General features: G+C 40.8%; 21 protein-coding genes and 2 riboswitches. Of the genes, 20 read left to right on the top strand and 1 reads right to left on the bottom strand.

The features are described from left to right. The first annotated feature begins 63 nt into the window (after positions 1–63). From spoIIAA to LCM09_RS00975, 17 genes are all read left to right on the top strand, one after another. Positions 64–414: an anti-sigma F factor antagonist gene (gene spoIIAA / locus LCM09_RS01055; RefSeq protein WP_224878116.1), complete on the top strand. Its 351-nt coding sequence runs from the start codon at positions 64–66 to the stop codon at positions 412–414. Then, positions 414–854 (top strand): anti-sigma F factor, encoded by a 441-nt coding sequence (gene spoIIAB / locus LCM09_RS01050; RefSeq protein ID WP_224878113.1) that lies wholly within the window; start codon positions 414–416, stop codon positions 852–854. Before spoIIAA ends, spoIIAB begins: the two co-directional genes overlap by 1 nt. 12 nt (positions 855–866) lie before the next feature. Continuing rightward, a complete protein-coding gene (gene sigF, locus LCM09_RS01045) occupies positions 867–1622 on the top strand; it encodes an RNA polymerase sporulation sigma factor SigF (RefSeq protein WP_224878111.1) in 756 nt (251 codons plus the stop codon). Between the two features lie 669 nt (positions 1623–2291). Further along, entirely contained in the window at positions 2292–2894 is a 603-nt protein-coding gene (locus LCM09_RS01040; protein WP_224880023.1) for a stage V sporulation protein AA, read from the top strand. Further along, positions 2891–3319: a stage V sporulation protein AB gene (locus LCM09_RS01035; RefSeq protein WP_224878109.1), complete on the top strand. Its 429-nt coding sequence runs from the start codon at positions 2891–2893 to the stop codon at positions 3317–3319. The genes LCM09_RS01040 and LCM09_RS01035 overlap by 4 nt, the downstream gene beginning before the upstream one ends. Then, complete coding sequence (spoVAC, locus tag LCM09_RS01030) at positions 3320–3772, top strand: stage V sporulation protein AC (RefSeq protein WP_224878107.1); 453 nt, start codon at positions 3320–3322, stop codon at positions 3770–3772. A gap of 12 nt (positions 3773–3784) precedes the next feature. Continuing rightward, entirely contained in the window at positions 3785–4798 is a 1014-nt protein-coding gene (gene spoVAD / locus LCM09_RS01025; RefSeq protein WP_224878104.1) for a stage V sporulation protein AD, read from the top strand. Continuing rightward, positions 4798–5148: a stage V sporulation protein AE gene (gene spoVAE, locus LCM09_RS01020; protein ID WP_224878103.1), complete on the top strand. Its 351-nt coding sequence runs from the start codon at positions 4798–4800 to the stop codon at positions 5146–5148. Before spoVAD ends, spoVAE begins: the two co-directional genes overlap by 1 nt. Before the next feature lie 4 nt (positions 5149–5152). Beyond that, the gene (spoVAEA, locus tag LCM09_RS01015; protein ID WP_224878101.1) at positions 5153–5737 is read left to right on the top strand and encodes a stage V sporulation protein SpoVABEA; all 585 of its coding nucleotides are present in this window, start codon (positions 5153–5155) and stop codon (positions 5735–5737) included. Beyond that, entirely contained in the window at positions 5715–7208 is a 1494-nt protein-coding gene (locus tag LCM09_RS01010; protein ID WP_224878099.1) for a spore germination protein, read from the top strand. Before spoVAEA ends, LCM09_RS01010 begins: the two co-directional genes overlap by 23 nt. Positions 7209–7254: 46 nt before the next feature. Next, positions 7255–7438: riboswitch (Lysine riboswitch) on the top strand. A 103-nt stretch (positions 7439–7541) separates the two neighbouring features. Continuing rightward, positions 7542–8864 (top strand): diaminopimelate decarboxylase, encoded by a 1323-nt coding sequence (gene lysA / locus LCM09_RS01005; RefSeq protein WP_224878097.1) that lies wholly within the window; start codon positions 7542–7544, stop codon positions 8862–8864. A gap of 91 nt (positions 8865–8955) precedes the next feature. Next, complete coding sequence (locus LCM09_RS01000) at positions 8956–9393, top strand: peptidylprolyl isomerase (protein ID WP_224878095.1); 438 nt, start codon at positions 8956–8958, stop codon at positions 9391–9393. A 20-nt stretch (positions 9394–9413) separates the two neighbouring features. Next, positions 9414–9562: riboswitch (FMN riboswitch) on the top strand. A 124-nt stretch (positions 9563–9686) separates the two neighbouring features. Continuing rightward, entirely contained in the window at positions 9687–10799 is a 1113-nt protein-coding gene (gene ribD, locus LCM09_RS00995) for a bifunctional diaminohydroxyphosphoribosylaminopyrimidine deaminase/5-amino-6-(5-phosphoribosylamino)uracil reductase RibD (RefSeq protein ID WP_224878093.1), read from the top strand. Beyond that, positions 10781–11437 carry a riboflavin synthase gene (gene ribE, locus LCM09_RS00990; protein ID WP_224878091.1) on the top strand — a complete coding sequence of 219 codons (657 nt, stop codon included), beginning with the start codon at positions 10781–10783 and terminating at the stop codon, positions 11435–11437. Before ribD ends, ribE begins: the two co-directional genes overlap by 19 nt. A 21-nt stretch (positions 11438–11458) precedes the next feature. Beyond that, positions 11459–12652, top strand: a complete 1194-nt coding sequence (locus tag LCM09_RS00985) for a bifunctional 3,4-dihydroxy-2-butanone-4-phosphate synthase/GTP cyclohydrolase II (protein ID WP_224878089.1) — start codon at positions 11459–11461, stop codon at positions 12650–12652. A 30-nt stretch (positions 12653–12682) separates the two neighbouring features. Next, entirely contained in the window at positions 12683–13153 is a 471-nt protein-coding gene (gene ribH, locus LCM09_RS00980; protein ID WP_224878087.1) for a 6,7-dimethyl-8-ribityllumazine synthase, read from the top strand. A 225-nt stretch (positions 13154–13378) separates the two neighbouring features. Beyond that, entirely contained in the window at positions 13379–13750 is a 372-nt protein-coding gene (locus LCM09_RS00975; protein ID WP_224880020.1) for a GNAT family N-acetyltransferase, read from the top strand. A gap of 482 nt (positions 13751–14232) precedes the next feature. On the opposite strand, the gene LCM09_RS00970 is transcribed toward LCM09_RS00975, so the two are convergent. After that, positions 14233–14760, bottom strand: a complete 528-nt coding sequence (locus tag LCM09_RS00970; RefSeq protein WP_224878085.1) for a DUF309 domain-containing protein — start codon at positions 14758–14760, stop codon at positions 14233–14235. Positions 14761–14893: 133 nt separating this feature from the next. Here LCM09_RS00970 and LCM09_RS00965 point away from each other — a divergent pair, with 133 nt between their 5' ends. The 3 genes from LCM09_RS00965 (at position 14894) to scpB (ending at position 16478) form a co-directional block, all read left to right on the top strand. Further along, complete coding sequence (locus LCM09_RS00965) at positions 14894–15046, top strand: hypothetical protein (RefSeq protein WP_224878083.1); 153 nt, start codon at positions 14894–14896, stop codon at positions 15044–15046. 107 nt (positions 15047–15153) lie between these two features. Beyond that, complete coding sequence (locus tag LCM09_RS00960; protein WP_224878081.1) at positions 15154–15903, top strand: segregation/condensation protein A; 750 nt, start codon at positions 15154–15156, stop codon at positions 15901–15903. Continuing rightward, entirely contained in the window at positions 15900–16478 is a 579-nt protein-coding gene (gene scpB / locus LCM09_RS00955; RefSeq protein ID WP_224878079.1) for an SMC-Scp complex subunit ScpB, read from the top strand. Before LCM09_RS00960 ends, scpB begins: the two co-directional genes overlap by 4 nt. Positions 16479–16505 lie beyond the last annotated feature (27 nt).

Genomic DNA, 16505 nt, shown 5'->3' with positions numbered 1-16505 from the left:
AGAAGGAATTGAGCATATAAAAAGAGAAAAAACTCACAAGCAAACCATGAGGAGGAGTGCGTTGTGAGTCTTACGATTAGTCTAGAAGTTAAACATCCAGTTTTATTAATACGGTTAGAGGGCGAACTGGATCATCATACTGCTGAAGAGTTACGAGAGAGAGTCGATCAGCTTCTTGAAGAGAGAAAAATCGAACATATCGTTCTAAGTTTGGAAGGTCTGTCTTTTATGGATAGTTCTGGGCTTGGCGTAATCCTCGGGCGTTATAACAAAGTGAAAAGTTTTGGCGGTGAAATGGTGGTATGCTCGATATCTCCTGCTGTGAAGCGTCTTTTTGAAATGTCTGGTCTATTTAAGATCGTACGTCTTGAAGATGATGAACAACATGCTCTTGCGACTCTGGGGGTGGCTTAATGAGAAATCGTATGGATATCGAGTTTTCAGCTCTGAGTCAAAATGAATCGTTCGCTCGAGTAACCGTAGCTGCGTTTATTGCTCAATTAGATCCTACTGTAGATGAGCTGACAGAGATCAAGACCGTTGTTTCAGAAGCAGTAACAAATGCGATCATACATGGTTATGAACAGAATGCTGATGGAAAAGTATACATTTCGGTTGAACTAAACGATGATACTGTGCATTTAAGTATTCGTGATAACGGGATTGGAATCGATGATTTAGATGAAGCTAGACAACCGTTGTTCACTACGAAGCCAGAGCTTGAGAGATCAGGTATGGGATTCACAATCATGGAGAATTTCATGGATGAAGTGAAAATAGAATCTGCGAAGAACCAGGGTACTTCAATTCAAGTTGTTAAGTACCTATCAAAAAATAAAGCGTTATGTAATTAAGGGGACCTGCGTATGGACGTGGAGGTAAAAAAAGGTAAACATACCCAGCTTAAGCATGAAGAAGTCAAGGAGCTAATAAAACAGAGCCAGAAAGGTGATCAACAGGCAAGAGATCAAATTGTACAGAAAAACATGAGACTTGTTTGGTCTGTCGTACAACGCTTCCTAAACAGAGGTTATGAAGCAGATGATCTTTTTCAAATAGGATGCATCGGTCTGTTAAAATCCGTTGACAAGTTCGATTTAAGTTATGATGTGAAATTCTCCACCTATGCAGTCCCTATGATTATTGGAGAAATCCAACGCTTTATTCGAGACGATGGTACAGTTAAGGTAAGCAGATCTCTAAAAGAAACAGGTAATAAGGTTCGTAAAGCAAGGGATGAATTGTCGAAGACGCTAGGACGTACGCCAACGATTAATGAAATTGCTGAGCTTATTGAGGTAACTCCTGAAGAAGTGGTGATGGCTCAAGAAGCAGTTCGCGCACCGAGTTCTATTCATGAGACTGTTTATGAGAATGATGGAGATCCAATCACTCTGTTAGATCAGATCGCTGACCATTCTGATACGTCTTGGTTCGATAAGATCGCATTACAGGATGCACTTCAACAGTTAGATTCAAGAGAGAGGTTGATCGTGTATTTGAGGTATTATAAAGATCAGACTCAGTCTGAAGTAGCTGAGCGGCTAGGGATTTCTCAAGTACAAGTATCGCGTCTTGAAAAGAAAATATTAAAAGAAATAAAAGAACAGCTGAACAAATAGTTCAGCTGTTCTTGGTTTGTAGAAAAACCTGATTATTGTGTTCCCTATGCCGTAGGAGTTTGAATACCACAAGATTCCTGTGGACGAACGCCCGAGCCTCGTCGCGGACAAAAAGCCGTCCACTCCGAGTCTCGAACGCCCGTTTTCCACGGGAGTCAAGTGGTATTCACTCCTACTAGGTTGCAATAAATCGAAGCAAACGTTCCGACCGATTATTATGAAGTAGCTCTTCACTTTATTTCTCTGAAGTTATTTACTTTGCTTTTGTCTTGTTTTCAGAACCAGGACCACATATTAATGTTGATTGGAGCGGAAGGATGCTCGACTCCTGCGGGACATGCGGGACAGGTGAGACCCCACAGGAGCGTTTTGAAAGCGACGAGGAGACTCACCGCCCGCCCCGCGGAAAGCGAGCATCCTGAAGCGGAAATCACTACCCTATCGTTGGCGAATGGTCCTTAATACTTTTTTGACAATTTGAGAACAGCTGAAAAAATAGTTCAGCTGTTCTTTTATTTTTGGTTAATTTCTATATACCAACCATGTTTTTCTTATGAGGGAATTAATGGAACATGATTGCAGTTAGAATGATAGCGATATGGCAGAAACATACTATTACCTATATAAGGTGCCTCTCGAATAAGGAGGTGGAGAGCTGTGCCAGCAGATATGATTTACCTTCGTCTGAAACAAAAAATCAGAGTAAGACCTGGTGCCGAGCTTACAATCGGTGATTTAGCTCAACTGATTGGAGAAGATGAGCTGTGTAAGAAGATAGAAAAAATCATCATTCATCGCATTAACAAGAAAGATAAAAATCTCGTTGTGATCGATGTGATGAAAGTGATCAAAGCTATTCAGAATACGTCCTACGTAGAAGTGCAAATCATTGGGCCAACTCAAACCATCATTGAAGTGCAAATCTCTAAGAAGAATTTAGCTCCTGTTTATTTTGTGTTTATATGGCTTCTCTTATTTATTGGGGCTGCACTTGCAATTATGAATTTCCATGAGGATGTAAGTATGAGGGAGGTACATCAACAAATATACAAAATCGTTACAGGTATTGATAACCCTAAACCACTTCTTCTGCAAATTCCTTATTCATTTGGACTTGGCTTCGGAATGATTCTGTTCTTTAACCATCTGTTTAAGAAACGTTTTAATGAAGAACCTAGTCCTCTTGAGGTAGAAATGTTTAATTATCAGCAAGATCTCGATCAGTATGTCATCGTACACGAGAAACAAGAAGATGGAACGAAAGATTCATGAATGCACAAATCATTTTAGTCATGATTATAGGGTTTGCTGAAGGGATCGCTGTAGGGGCGGGTTTTGTAGCGTTTTTATCGGTTCTAGGAATTATCCCACGCCTAACACAGATAACGAAAACTAGACATCTGATTAGATATTATGAATGGGCGATTATTGTAGGAGCTGTAATAGCGAGCTGGCTTTCCTTACGAAATCCTGTATTGGGATTACCGAGAGCAATCATGGTACCAATAGGTCTTGGGGCAGGTGTTTTTATTGGAATGCTTGCTGCCGCTTTAACAGAAGTTCTAAATGTTCTTCCCATTCTGACCAAGCGTATTGGCTTCATCGATAAAATCCTACTCTTGTTGATGGCAATCGTATTAGGAAAGGTATTCGGTTCACTATTCCACTGGACAATCTTTGTAGATGGAGGTTTTTAAATGTCTTTACACGATCAAGAAAAATATTCAAAAAACATCAAAAACTATCACCCTAAGACACCTTTCGTGTGGAATTCCACAAAAGCATTTTTAATAGGCGGCGCAATCTGCGCATTTGGACAAGGAATACAGAATTTCTATATGAATGTCTTTGATTTTTCAGAAAAGACAGCTGGAAATCCTACTGTTGCAACTCTTATCCTTATTGCTGCCTTACTTACAGGCTTTGGAGTGTACGATAAGCTAGGTCAGTTTGCCGGTGCTGGATCAGCTGTACCTGTAACTGGATTTGCGAATTCAATCACTAGTGCTGCCCTCGAACATAAAAGTGAGGGAATTGTTCTTGGAGTTGCAACAAATATGTTTAAGCTCGCTGGCTCCGTCATTGTGTTTGGGGTTGTTGCAGCTTACTTAGTAGGAATTGTCCGCTTGCTGTTTAGAACGTTCTTGTAAGGAGAGAGTTTAATGAAAACTGGAAAACAAACGTGGACATTCTCGAATGTCTATCTACAATCGGTTGGGACAGCAGTTGGACCAAAAGAAGCTGAAGGCCCATTAGGAGATTGTTTCGATGTAACGTATGATAATCTTCATTGTGATGAGGATAATTGGGAGCTAGCCGAAAGAAAACTTTTAGAGGATTCAATTTCAAACTGTTTGAGTAAAAAAGGCATCGCTAAGGAAGACGTGGATATTTATGTGTCAGGAGATTTATTAAATCAAATCGTAAGTGCAACATATTCTGCTAGAACGCTCCAAATCCCCTTTCTAGGTGTGTTCGGAGCATGTTCAACCTCCATGGAATCACTGGCTGTAGCTTCTTCATTAGTAGAAGGTGGCTTTGCGAAAAGGGCTGTAGCAGGTGTTAGTAGCCATAATGCAACTGCTGAAAGGCAATTTCGATATCCTACAGAATATGGAGGTCAAAAACCAGGTACGGCTACTTCAACAGTAACTGGGGCGGGTGCAGCACTTATTGGAACGGACGTGACCGATATTAGAATTACCTCAGCTACGGTAGGAAGAGTTGTTGACTGGGGTGTGAAAGATCCTTTCGATATGGGTTCCGCAATGGCTCCTGCTGCTGCTGATACAATCGCAACACACTTTAAGGATCTTAATATTCAGCCTGAAGAGTACGACTTGATCGTCACTGGAGACTTATCTGCAGTGGGATCACCGATCGTGAGAGACTTGTTAATTGAAGAGGGATTCGACATAACAAATAACCACAACGACTGTGGGTTGATGGTCTATCGTCCGAATCAAGAAGAAGTATTTGCAGGGGGCAGTGGATGTGCATGTTCTGCTGTTGTGACATACGGACACCTTGTGGATTTATTGAAGAAGGGACGTTACAACAAAATCCTAGTCGTCGCAACAGGGTGCCTTCATAGTCCAGTGATGGTGCAACAAAAAGAAAGCATGCCAGCCATTGCACATGCAGTGGTTTTGGAGAGAACAGGAAGTGATTACTAATGGAGTATGTTATTGCTTTTGCTGTGGGGGGCGCAATTTGCGTTATAGGTCAGCTATTGTTAGACATATTCAAGCTAACGCCTGCACACGTCATGTCTTCCTTTGTCGTAAGCGGTGCAATATTAGACGGATTTGGAATCTATGACAAACTGATTGAGTTTGCTGGTGCTGGAGCTACCGTTCCAATCACAAGTTTTGGTCATTCCTTGCTTCATGGAGCGATGCAAAAAGGTGAAGAACATGGGTTCATTGGGATTGGAATGGGGATATTTCAGCTAACATCAGCTGGTATCTCTTCTGCGATTGTGTTCGGGTTTATTGTTGCCATACTGTTTAAACCAAAGGGGTGATGAGATGAATAGAAAGCGGCGGGTTATTTTTGTTACAGATGGTGATTTATATGCACAACAGGCGATTGAAGCAGTTGCTTCAGAGCTCGGCGGAAGATGTATCAGTCAATCAGCTGGTAACCCTACCCCGCTTGCAGGCTATGAAATTGTTTCACTCATCTCAAAGACACCTCACGACCCTGTATTCGTTATGTTTGATGATAGTGGATACCATGGAGAAGGATATGGTGAGCTAGCGATGCAATACGTAGCAGCGGATAGGAATGTTGAAGTGCTAGGAGCTATTGCAGTCGCATCGAGAACTCATTTTTCTGAATGGACGAAAGTAGATGTATCGATCGATCGATTTGGAGAGCTCACACATTATGGTGTAGATAAAAACGGGCTCCCTGATATGGAGATGGGGAGAATTGATGGTGATACCGTTTCAATCCTAGATAAATTGAATCTTCCTATCGTAGTTGGTGTTGGGGATATCGGCAAGATGTCAGGGTATGATGATCCATCAAAAGGATCTCCAATCACAAGAAAAGCCGTTCAAATTCTTCTAGAAAGGAGTGGAGTCGATGACCTCGAATTCAAAGGATAAACAAAAGATCTTTAAAAAGTTAAAAGAAAATGAAAAGTTTATGGAAAAGTCCATCGGTATTGGTGAAAGCTTTGATGTCGGTGTTCGAAAAATAAAAATTCTAAACAAGGAAGTTAACTTTTACTATTGTACAGGACTATGTGATACATCGATCATCGTAGAAATTATGCGTGAATTAATGTATACAGATGAACATCATAGGTTAACCGCTCATTTTGAAAAAGTAATTCATAACCACTTACCACATCAGCAGGTTAGCACAGTTGAGAATTTTGATGAAGTCGTAGATCAGGTTCTGTCTGGGTTAATAGCTGTTTTCATGGAAGGTGAAGAACAGGCTTATATTATTGATGTTCGTAAGTATCCTGGTAGAACGCCACAAGAGCCAGATACAGAGAAGGTTATACGAGGCTCGAGAGATGGATACACCGAAAACATCATAGAAAATACAGCACTAACTCGGAGAAGGATTCGGGATGGGAAACTGCGTAATGTGATCCTTCAAGTTGGAGAGCGATCAAAAACGGATGTTTGCCTTACATATATAGAAGATGTAGCAAACCCTAATCTTGTTGAAATCGTAACGAAGAAGTTAAAGGAAATTAATATTGATGGATTACCTATGGCTGATAAAGCAGTAGAGGAATTCTTAGTACACCAAGCAGGAAATCCATTCCCTCTAGTCAGGTATACAGAAAGGCCTGACGTAGCAGCTGCACATTTGTTAGAAGGTCACGTGTTGATTATTGTAGATACTTCTCCAAGTGTCATCATTACACCAACCACATTTTTTCACCATGTTCAGCATGCGGAGGAATATCGGGAAGCCCCAATAGCAGGAGCCTTTCTTCGATGGGTAAGGTTTGGGGGAATGCTTGCTGCATTATTACTATTGCCTCTATGGCTACTGTTTGTTTACGAACCAGAGCTTCTACCACAAACAATTGACTTCATAGGACCAAATGAGAAAACCAATGTTCCGATCTTTGTTCAAATTGTACTAGCTGAGCTAGGGATAGAAACTTTGAGGATGGCCGCCATCCATACCCCCACGCCACTCTCAACAGCAATGGGCCTCATTGCAGCAGTTCTGATCGGACAAATTGCGATCGACGTAGGTTTATTTGTGCCAGAAGTTATCCTTTATGTTTCAATAGCGGCCATCGGCTCATATGCAACGCCAAGTTATGAGCTTGCTATCGCGAATAAATTGATAAGGCTGCTCTTACTTTTTCTTGTGTTCTTCTTCCGAGTTCCGGGTTATATGTTAGGGGTAACGTTAACAATGTTATTTTTAATTAGCTTACGACCACTAAATACACCTTATTTGTGGCCGTTTATCCCATTCAATGCCAAAGCGTTCGTACAGATTTTAATAAGAGTATCGGTGCCGTTAACAAAACTAAGGCCAAGTATAACTCAACCTCAAAATAAGAAGAAGCAAGAGGACGAACCACTTGCTGAATCTTAAAAAATGTGATAATTTATTTTTTAATAGAATAGACCTCATTGAACGTAATGGGGATAGAGGCGCAATGCGAATGAGTACGATATCTTAGCATATAATGGTTTGCGATGAGGGTATCTGAAAGGTCAAATTGCCGAAGTGGAAGAAGAGCCATTCTTTTTCTGCTGGGCTGTAGTTGAATAAGCTGCAGACTGTCACTGTTAATTATTTTGCAGTGGTGAGCTAATCCAACTCGTGGGGATACGGAGCAAAACAGCCAATGTATCTATAAGTTGGCTGTTTGTTTTTTTGTAGTGGGAGCTCGCTTACTGAATAAAGCGAGAAGGGGAGAATATCGTGCACTTATTTGGTACAGCAGGAATTTCAGAAAGTGGTCATTATACAATCGGGGGAGTCGATACGTTTCAACTAGCTAGAACGTATGGCACAGCGTTATATGTGTATGATGTCGCACTGATTCGTGAGAAGGCGAGAGCATTTAAAGAGGCTTTCGAGAAAAAGCAATTGCAGTATCAAGTGGCATACGCAAGTAAGGCATTCTCATGCATTGCGATGGTGCAGCTTGCTGAAGAAGAAGGATTGAGTCTTGATGTCGTTTCTGGTGGGGAACTTTATACTGCATTACAGGCAGGTTTTCCAGTCGAGCGCATTCATTTTCATGGCAACAACAAAAGTGACTCAGAAATAAGAATGGCTTTAAAAGCGGGCATTGGATGTTTTGTAGTCGATAACTTTTATGAACTCTCCTTACTCGAGCAGTTAGCACTTGAAGAAGGTGTGTCAACGAATGTTTTGCTCAGAATTACACCAGGCATCGAAGCACACACGCATGACTATATATTAACTGGTCAGGAAGATTCGAAGTTTGGTTTCGATTTACAAAGTGGTCAAGTAGAACAGGCAATCGATACTACATTGAAAATGGGAAATATCCATCTTCTTGGCCTTCATTGTCATATAGGTTCGCAAATCTTTGAAACCACTGGATTTGTGATGGCGATTGAAAAGATTTATAGCTACCTTCATAAATGGTACGACGATTTTGGATATGAGCCTCGTGTTCTTAATTTAGGGGGTGGGTTTGGAATTCGATATAATAGCGAAGATCAACCAATTCCTCCTTCAGAATATATCGATGCCATGACGAGTGCTGTCAGTAAGCAGCTTGAACATAGTAACATGGTGATGCCGGAAATTTGGATTGAACCAGGGCGATCTCTAGTAGGTGAAGCTGGGTCGACGTTATATACAGTGGGTTCTCATAAGAATGTACCTGAATTACGAAATTATCTTGCAGTTGATGGAGGGATGAATGATAACCTCCGTCCTGCATTATATAAAGCTAAGTACGAAGCTTCGATTGTTAATCGGATGAATGAGCCAAAAAATACTCTTTACTCAATAGCTGGGAAATGCTGTGAATCGGGTGATATGCTGATTTGGGATTGTGAGCTTCAACGTGCGATCGCTGGTGATGTGATGGTTGTATTTTCTACAGGCGCATACGGGTATTCCATGTCTAATAACTATAATCGTCTTCCAAAACCAGCAGTCGTTTTTGTTGAAGAGGGTGAAGCAAGTCTTGTAGTTGAAAGAGAATCCTATGAAGATTTGATTAAGCATGATCGCCCCTTAAAGAAAATGGCTATTTCGAAATAGTTTCTAAGTGTTAATAATACGGTAATTTCGATACTATATGCTATAATGAAAGTGCTCTTTAGCAAATTGTTTACGCAGGAGGATATTTTTTATGAAAAAAGGTTCAATCGCATTTGAAAACGGCGAAGTGATTCAAATTAATTTTTTTGATGAGGATGCGCCTAATACTGTAGCTAACTTTGAAAAGCTAGCTAATGAAGGTTTCTATAACGGTGTTAATTTCCACCGTGTAATTCCAGGTTTTGTTGCGCAAGGTGGAGATCCTACAGGAACTGGTATGGGTGGCCCTGGCTACACGATTGACTGTGAGACAGAAGGTAATCCAAACAAGCACGTAGCAGGATCACTATCTATGGCTCATGCAGGTAAAGATACTGGTGGAAGTCAGTTCTTCCTTGTACATGAACCACAACCTCACCTTGACGGTGTTCATACCGTTTTCGGTCAAGTAACGGAAGGTATGGATACAGTTCTCCGCATTAAACAAGGAGATGTCATGAAAGAAGTTAAGGTGTGGGACGAAGAATAATTTCAACTTAACTAAATAAAACTTTCCTTCGGGGTAGGGTGAAATTCCCAACCGGCGGTAATGCTTGATTATTTAATCAACTAAGTCCGTGACCCGGGTGCTTATCGCACACGGTGGATCTGGTGAAAGACCAGAACCGACAGTATAGTCTGGATGGGAGAAGGAGTAAAAGTTTACCGATCCTTTTGAAGAATAACATTCAAAAGGTTTATTTGGTATACTCTTTTCGAAAGCCTCCCTCATGAAAAAGGGAGGCTTTTTTTATCTCTTAACCCCAATTGATTTGTTAGGAGATGATTCGTGTGAATGATAAGGATTATATGAAGATGGCAATTGATCTTGCCAGGAATACAATAGGACAAACTGCGCCAAATCCATCTGTTGGAGCCGTAATCGTGAATGAAGGTAGAATCGTTGGCATGGGGGCTCATTTACAAGCAGGTGATGCGCACGCTGAGGTTAATGCACTTCGAATGGCTGGTGAAAAAGCAAAGGGAGCAACTGCTTACGTGACACTTGAGCCTTGTAGCCATCATGGAAAAACACCACCATGTAGTACCGCTTTAATAGATGCGGGTGTTACAGAGGTCTTCGTAGCGATGAAAGATACGAATCCCCTTGTAGGTGGGAGGGGAATAGAAAGGCTGAAAGAAGCCAACATAACAGTTCATTTAGGATTGTTAGAAGAAGAAGCATATTCGATTAATGAAGTGTTTTTCCACTACATAAATACGAATAAACCCTTTGTCACATTGAAATCTGCCATTTCAATGGACGGAAAAGTGGCAACAAAAACAGGTGACAGTAAATGGATTACTGGACCTGAGGCAAGGCAGGATGTACATGCTCTTCGTCATCAACATGATGCAATACTAGTAGGTGTTGGAACAGTAGAAAAGGATGACCCTACACTTACAACGAGATACGGAGAGGGATTGAGTCCAGTTAGAGTTGTTCTTGATCGCAATTTAAGGATTTCTTCACATGCAAAGCTTTTGCATGACGATTCAGTTGAAACATGGATCATCACAACAGAAAAAGCGAAGTCTGAAAAGGATAAAACATTCGCACCACATGTGAAAGTGATAGGGCTTCAAAGTGAGACTCTTGAAATTGAAGAGCTTCTCCGAACTCTTGGCGATCGTGGGATAACCTCGGTTTTAGTAGAAGGAGGTCCTACTGTGAACGGGAGCTTTCTTGAAGCAGGAACTTTCCAAAAAGTAATTTCTTACATTGCGCCAAAGTTAATTGGAGGAAAAGAGGCTCCTACTTCTTTTGAGGGTCTCGGGGTTTCGTATATGAAAGAGTCGATTGAATTGCAAATCGAGAATATAGAACGCGTTGGAGATGATATTAAAATCATCTCTAGACGAAAAGAGGTGCACGAATGTTTACAGGAATCGTAGAAGAAATCGGAAAGATCCAAAGTGTACATCAATCAGGGGAATCAATCGTACTGGATATTGGGGCTGCAAAAGTTCTTGAAGATGTCCATTTAGGTGATAGTATTTCGATCAATGGGGTATGTCTAACAGTTACCACTTACACGAGTTCTGCTTTTTCTGTGGATGTTATGCCAGAAACATTCCGGGCAACGGGGCTCAGAGAATTGAGACCAAATGATCATGTGAACTTAGAAAGAGCAATGGCTGCGAACGGAAGGTTTGGAGGTCATTTTGTTTCGGGTCACGTTGATGGCATCGGTGAAATCGCTAGGATTGAGCAAGTTGATAATGCACAATACGTTGAGATTAAGCTGTCGCCGACCCTGATGGATTATTTTGTTGAAAAGGGATCTGTATCAGTTGATGGTACAAGTTTAACAGTGTTTAAACTTACAGAAGATACATTAACGATCTCGCTCATCCCTCATACGGTAGGCGCTACCGTGCTCGGAAGTAAACGAGTAGGTGATATTGTTAACATTGAATGCGATATGTTGGGAAAATATATCCTTAAATACCTTAAAAAAGATGAGGTACACAGTTCAACCGAACATTCCACATTAAATCGTAACTTTTTCGAAGATCACGGCTTTAAATAGAGAAGAGAAGGAGGGAGTAGTATGTTTCACACGATAGAAGAAGCGATCTATGATCTTATGCAGGGGAAAATGGTAATTGTTTGTGATGATGAAGATCGTGAAAATGAAGGAGACTTTATTGCGTTAGCAGACAAGGTAACTCCAGAAACGATTAATTTTATGATAACGGTGGGACGAGGATTGGTCTGTACACCGATAACAGAAGAACGTGCGAAGAAATTGCAGCTTAATCCGATGGTAGACCATAACACAGATTCTCATGGAACAGCTTTTACTGTTAGCGTTGATCATATTAGTACGACTACTGGTATCTCAGCTTCTGAGAGAGCAGCAACAATAAGAGCTCTTATCGACGACAAATCGAATCCGGCAGACTTTAATCGTCCGGGACACATCTTTCCTTTGGTCGCAAAAGACGGTGGCGTACTTAGGCGGGCTGGGCACACTGAAGCTGCCATCGACCTTGCAAAGTTAGCAGGGTCAGAGCCTGCAGGCGTAATTTGCGAGATCATCAAAGAGAATGGCGAAATGGCACGGGTTCCCGACTTGGCTAAACTCTCTGAAGAACACGATCTGAAGATGATTACGATTAAAGATTTGATTCATTATCGGAACCGTAAAGATAATTTAATACAGCGAGAAGTTGAAATCGAGATGCCTACTGAATATGGATCATTTCGAGCAATCGGCTATTCAAATATATTAGATCAAAAGGAACATGTTGCTTTAGTAAAAGGAGAGGTTCTTCCAGATGAACCTACTTTAGTTAGAGTGCACTCTGAATGCTTAACTGGAGATGTGTTCGGATCATTCCGGTGCGATTGCGGACCTCAACTTCATGCTGCTCTAGCTCAGATAGAAGAAGCAGGACATGGCGTGTTGCTCTATATGCGTCAAGAAGGAAGAGGGATTGGCCTGCTAAATAAGATGAAGGCGTACAAGTTGCAAGAACAGGGCTATGACACTGTTGAAGCAAACGAGAAACTCGGGTTTAAACCAGATTTAAGGGACTATGGAATCGGTGCACAAATTCTTCGTGATTTAGGGATCTCTAAGATGGACCTGCTTACGAATAATCCAAGAAAAATCGCAGGACTAAAAGGCTATGGACTTGAGGTTGATAAGCGAGTGCCATTACAAATGGCTTCAAGGATGGAGAATGAAAGGTATCTAAAAACGAAGCATAGTAAGCTTGGTCATATGCTTCATTTCTAATCTGAAAACAATTGTAGGGAGGAATAAATAATGAGTAATATATATGAAGGAAATCTAGTCGGATCAGGGTTAAAGGTAGGAATAGTAGTAGGACGGTTTAATGAGTTCATTACTAGTAAGCTCTTAGGTGGAGCTGAAGATGCGCTAAGAAGACATGGAATGAGTGAAAATGATATCGATATCGCTTGGGTTCCTGGTGCTTTTGAAATTCCGTTCGCTGCTAAAAAAATGGTTGATTCTCGTCGTTATGATGCAGTAATTACGCTCGGTACGGTAATTAGAGGAGCGACTCCACACTTTGATTATGTATGTAATGAAGTAGCAAAAGGGGTTTCAAATCTATCCTTACAAAGCGGGGTACCAGTCATTTTTGGCGTATTGACTACGAATACGATCGAACAAGCTGTTGAGCGTGCTGGCACGAAGGCTGGTAACAAAGGTTGGGAAGCTGCTGCTGCTGCAATTGAAATGGCGAATTTATCAAAATCATTTGAAGGTTGATTAATAGGAGATTTTTGGCTATGATTGTGATGATGTTTAACACTGTGGCAAGGGAGTCATTCAAGTGAAGGGTGAAAATCAAGAAAAATGGTTGATACGAATGTGTATCGTGATCGCCGTAATTATGCTCGTTGCACTTGTGAGAAGACTTGTGTGAACACTTCAACATATGTTTGAATAAGGTAATGAACAGAAAGCCAAGAATTTCTTTAATGAGGGATAATGATGCTAATTCGATATAAAAAAGCTCACGAAAAAATCGCAATGGGATTATTGAGCTTTATGCCAAATGAAAAAGAAATAAAGAAGCTTCAACAGTCTATTAAAGATTATGAAGATATGGAATCAAGACAACTCTATCTTTGGAAAGAAGAAGATATCATCGGGTTGTTAGGTATTGAATGGATAAGTGAGACAGAAGTCGAACTTAAAGATATAAGCGTTAACCCTTCCCATCGTCACCAGGGAATCGGTAAACAAATGGTGGAAGCTCTATGTGAAATCCTCAATGATGAAGTGAATATCAAAGGAAATGAGTTTACAGGTACTTTCTTTGAAAGATGTCATCTAGAAGGAAATATTAATATTTCTAATTAGAAAAAAGGAACGGTTTAGCCGTTCCTTTTAGTTTGTAGAGAAGCTTGATTAATGTGTTCCCTATGCCGTAGGGAACACCACTTGCTTTCCTGCCTCCTTGCAGACAAAAAGGCTTCCACTACAAGTCTCAACCGCACGTTTTCCAAGGGAGTCAAGTGGTATTCAATCCTACTAGATTGCAATCAATCTGAGGAAACTTTCCTGCTAATCATTATTAAGTAGTCCGCTGCTTCATTTCGTTAGAAGTAATTTAATTTGCTATTGTCTTGTTCTTTAAAACCACATATCCATGTTGATTGGAGCGGAAGGATGCTCGACTCCTGCGGGACGTGCGGGACAGGTGAGACCCCACAGGAGCGTTTTGAAAGCGACGAGGAGACTCACCGCCCGCCCCGCGGAAAGCGAGCATCCTGGAGCGGAAATCACTACCATATCCGTGGCGGTGGTCCATAATACTTTCTAGACAATCTGAAAGGAACGGTTTAGCCGTTCCTTTTCTCTTTTCTTATCCGGTATTGTTGATCTCGTTCTTCGATAACTTCTGTGCGATCTCGTTTTGTGTGTTTATGGACAATAAATTCGTTCGTTAAATCACTTGGAGATCCATATACACAGCCAACTTCTGTACAGCGTGCTTCGCACAGTTTAAGAAGTTCTGAACTTGTAATCGGAAGGTCTATACTAACGTAAGGATCATTCTGTTCGATGAGCTGGATTTGTTTTGTTAGCTTCCCAATAAGCGTATCCACTTCTAGAGAAAGCTGTTTAAGCGGCTCTCTCTCCTGTATAGCAATTCTTTTGGCGTTGGTAAGCATACGTTTAGCTCCAGCAAAATTTCCTCTACGATGATGATAGAGACCAACGGCAATTTGGATAAGTCCTACCCAATGGGGTTTTCGATTCCCCCTTGGGTCTTCTTTCCAATGTTCTTCTAATATTTCGTGGCATTCAAAATAATCACGAAGGCCATGAAAGTGTACTAAATAATCAACGTAAGCTTTTGGATACATGTCTTTCGACCTCCAATTCTCTTGTAGTTTAGCACATGTGTAAATGGATTTTAAAGCGAATGGTATATGAATAGGTGTAACATAATAAGATTGTTCACTTTGTTGAACAAAACGAATACGGGAGTGGCAATTTATGGGCAAGAAAAGTAACATGATGCCTTTATTAACAGCGGTTAGTGTAGGGGCTGCATTATACAGTGTGTACCAAAATCGCCAGCCCAAAAAGGGTAACACAGAAGACATTACAAACATGATCGGATCCGTTCTCGGTCAACAAAAGCAGTAGTAGATCGGGCGTATGCCCGGTCTTTCTTTGTGTTTTCCTAATCCGGTTTCCGTGATCAGTGTGATATAATCGGTTTATTAGATGGTATATAAAAGGAAGATGTATTCATGAATCACTATAATGTTAAGGTGGATGCTTTTGAAGGTCCATTAGATTTATTGCTACACTTAATCAATAAGTATGAAGTAGACATATATGATATCCCGGTGTCACAAATCACTGATCAATATTTGACATATATACATACGATGCAAGAACTAGAGCTTGATATTGCTAGCGAATACCTTGTAATGGCAGCAACTCTTCTTGCGATTAAGAGCAAAACACTTTTACCACAAAGAGAAGAAGAGCTTTTTGAAGAAGAGCATGATTTAGAAGATGACCCGCGTGAAGAGCTAGTGCAACGGCTGGTTGAGTACCGGAAATACAAAGAAGCTGCTGATGAATTAAAGAAGAAAGAAAGCAGTCGGAGCTTATTGTACACTCGTCCTCCAGCAGATGTAACCGAGTATACTAGTGAAGATTCTAACACGTCCATCGGTGACGTAACCCTTTATGATATGCTAGCTGCGTTTCAAAAGATGTCAAGAAGAGTGAAAGAAAAGAAACCTAAGCGAACAACGATTAAAACAGAGGAAATTCCAATAGAAGATCGAATGAATGAAATCAAACAGCAGTTGAGAGGTGGGGGACGGAAGCGGTTCACAGATCTTTTTACTGAGCATGAAAAAGGTCCGATGATCGTTACGTTCTTAGCAATCTTAGAACTTATGAAAACAAGGGAACTAAGTTGTGAACAGGAAGGCAACTTTGGAGAAATAATGATATTTGAAAGTGAAAGGAAGGCAATGGAGTGACGAATGAAGAAGTAAAAAGTATCATTGAAAGTCTTCTGTTTGTTGTGGGAGACGAAGGGATCGACCTTAAACGTTTAGTCGAAGCGATATCAGTTGAAGAAGCGTTGGTGGTAGAATCAATAAATGAATTGCAAACAGAATATGCTGATAGAGAACGTGGTTTTCAAATCGTCTATTTAGGTGGGAGTTACCAGTTAACAACGAATTCAAAGAACGCTCCGTATATAGAAAAGATGGTTGAAGACCCAAAGAATCATTCGATTTCTCAAGCTGCACTAGAGACGCTCGCTATCATCGCATATAAGCAGCCTATTACAAGGGTGGAAGTTGAGGAAATACGTGGTGTGAAGACTGACAAACCACTTCAAACTTTAATGAGTAAACTTCTAATTAAAGAAGTCGGTCGTGCTGAAAAAACCGGTAGAGCAATTCTATATGGCACAACAAGAGAATTCTTATTCCATTTTGGCCTCAGTACGATTGAAGATCTACCTCCATTACCTGATGGACAAGATAAGGGTGAGGATGACGAAGCTGATTTGTTCTTTGAGAAATTCCAAGAAATTCCTGAATGAAAGAACTTGCGTATTGGAGGGATATTA

Origin of the sequence: Guptibacillus algicola (assembly GCF_020171805.1) — a bacterium.
Lineage (GTDB): Bacteria > Bacillota > Bacilli > Bacillales > Guptibacillaceae > Guptibacillus > Guptibacillus algicola.
The sequence above is the reverse complement of the archived record's forward strand: the minus strand, read 5'-3'. Positions and strand labels throughout refer to the sequence as shown.

Excerpts from the sequence above, each read along its gene's own strand:
- LCM09_RS01010 (WP_224878099.1), top strand. The coding sequence starts at position 5,715 with ATGACCTCGAATTCAAAGGATAAACAAAAGATCTTTAAAAAGTTAAAA.
- LCM09_RS00970 (WP_224878085.1), bottom strand. The coding sequence starts at position 14,760 with ATGTATCCAAAAGCTTACGTTGATTATTTAGTACACTTTCATGGCCTT.
- LCM09_RS01040 (WP_224880023.1), top strand. The coding sequence starts at position 2,292 with ATGATTTACCTTCGTCTGAAACAAAAAATCAGAGTAAGACCTGGTGCC.
- spoVAE (WP_224878103.1), top strand. The coding sequence starts at position 4,798 with ATGGAGTATGTTATTGCTTTTGCTGTGGGGGGCGCAATTTGCGTTATA.
- LCM09_RS01035 (WP_224878109.1), top strand. The coding sequence starts at position 2,891 with ATGAATGCACAAATCATTTTAGTCATGATTATAGGGTTTGCTGAAGGG.
- LCM09_RS00965 (WP_224878083.1), top strand. The coding sequence starts at position 14,894 with ATGGGCAAGAAAAGTAACATGATGCCTTTATTAACAGCGGTTAGTGTA.
- spoIIAB (WP_224878113.1), top strand. The coding sequence starts at position 414 with ATGAGAAATCGTATGGATATCGAGTTTTCAGCTCTGAGTCAAAATGAA.
- LCM09_RS00975 (WP_224880020.1), top strand. The coding sequence starts at position 13,379 with ATGCTAATTCGATATAAAAAAGCTCACGAAAAAATCGCAATGGGATTA.
- ribD (WP_224878093.1), top strand. The coding sequence starts at position 9,687 with ATGATTCGTGTGAATGATAAGGATTATATGAAGATGGCAATTGATCTT.
- spoVAD (WP_224878104.1), top strand. The coding sequence starts at position 3,785 with ATGAAAACTGGAAAACAAACGTGGACATTCTCGAATGTCTATCTACAA.
- spoVAC (WP_224878107.1), top strand. The coding sequence starts at position 3,320 with ATGTCTTTACACGATCAAGAAAAATATTCAAAAAACATCAAAAACTAT.
- LCM09_RS00985 (WP_224878089.1), top strand. The coding sequence starts at position 11,459 with ATGTTTCACACGATAGAAGAAGCGATCTATGATCTTATGCAGGGGAAA.
- ribH (WP_224878087.1), top strand. The coding sequence starts at position 12,683 with ATGAGTAATATATATGAAGGAAATCTAGTCGGATCAGGGTTAAAGGTA.
- sigF (WP_224878111.1), top strand. The coding sequence starts at position 867 with ATGGACGTGGAGGTAAAAAAAGGTAAACATACCCAGCTTAAGCATGAA.
- ribE (WP_224878091.1), top strand. The coding sequence starts at position 10,781 with ATGTTTACAGGAATCGTAGAAGAAATCGGAAAGATCCAAAGTGTACAT.
- LCM09_RS01000 (WP_224878095.1), top strand. The coding sequence starts at position 8,956 with ATGAAAAAAGGTTCAATCGCATTTGAAAACGGCGAAGTGATTCAAATT.
- spoVAEA (WP_224878101.1), top strand. The coding sequence starts at position 5,153 with ATGAATAGAAAGCGGCGGGTTATTTTTGTTACAGATGGTGATTTATAT.
- LCM09_RS00960 (WP_224878081.1), top strand. The coding sequence starts at position 15,154 with ATGAATCACTATAATGTTAAGGTGGATGCTTTTGAAGGTCCATTAGAT.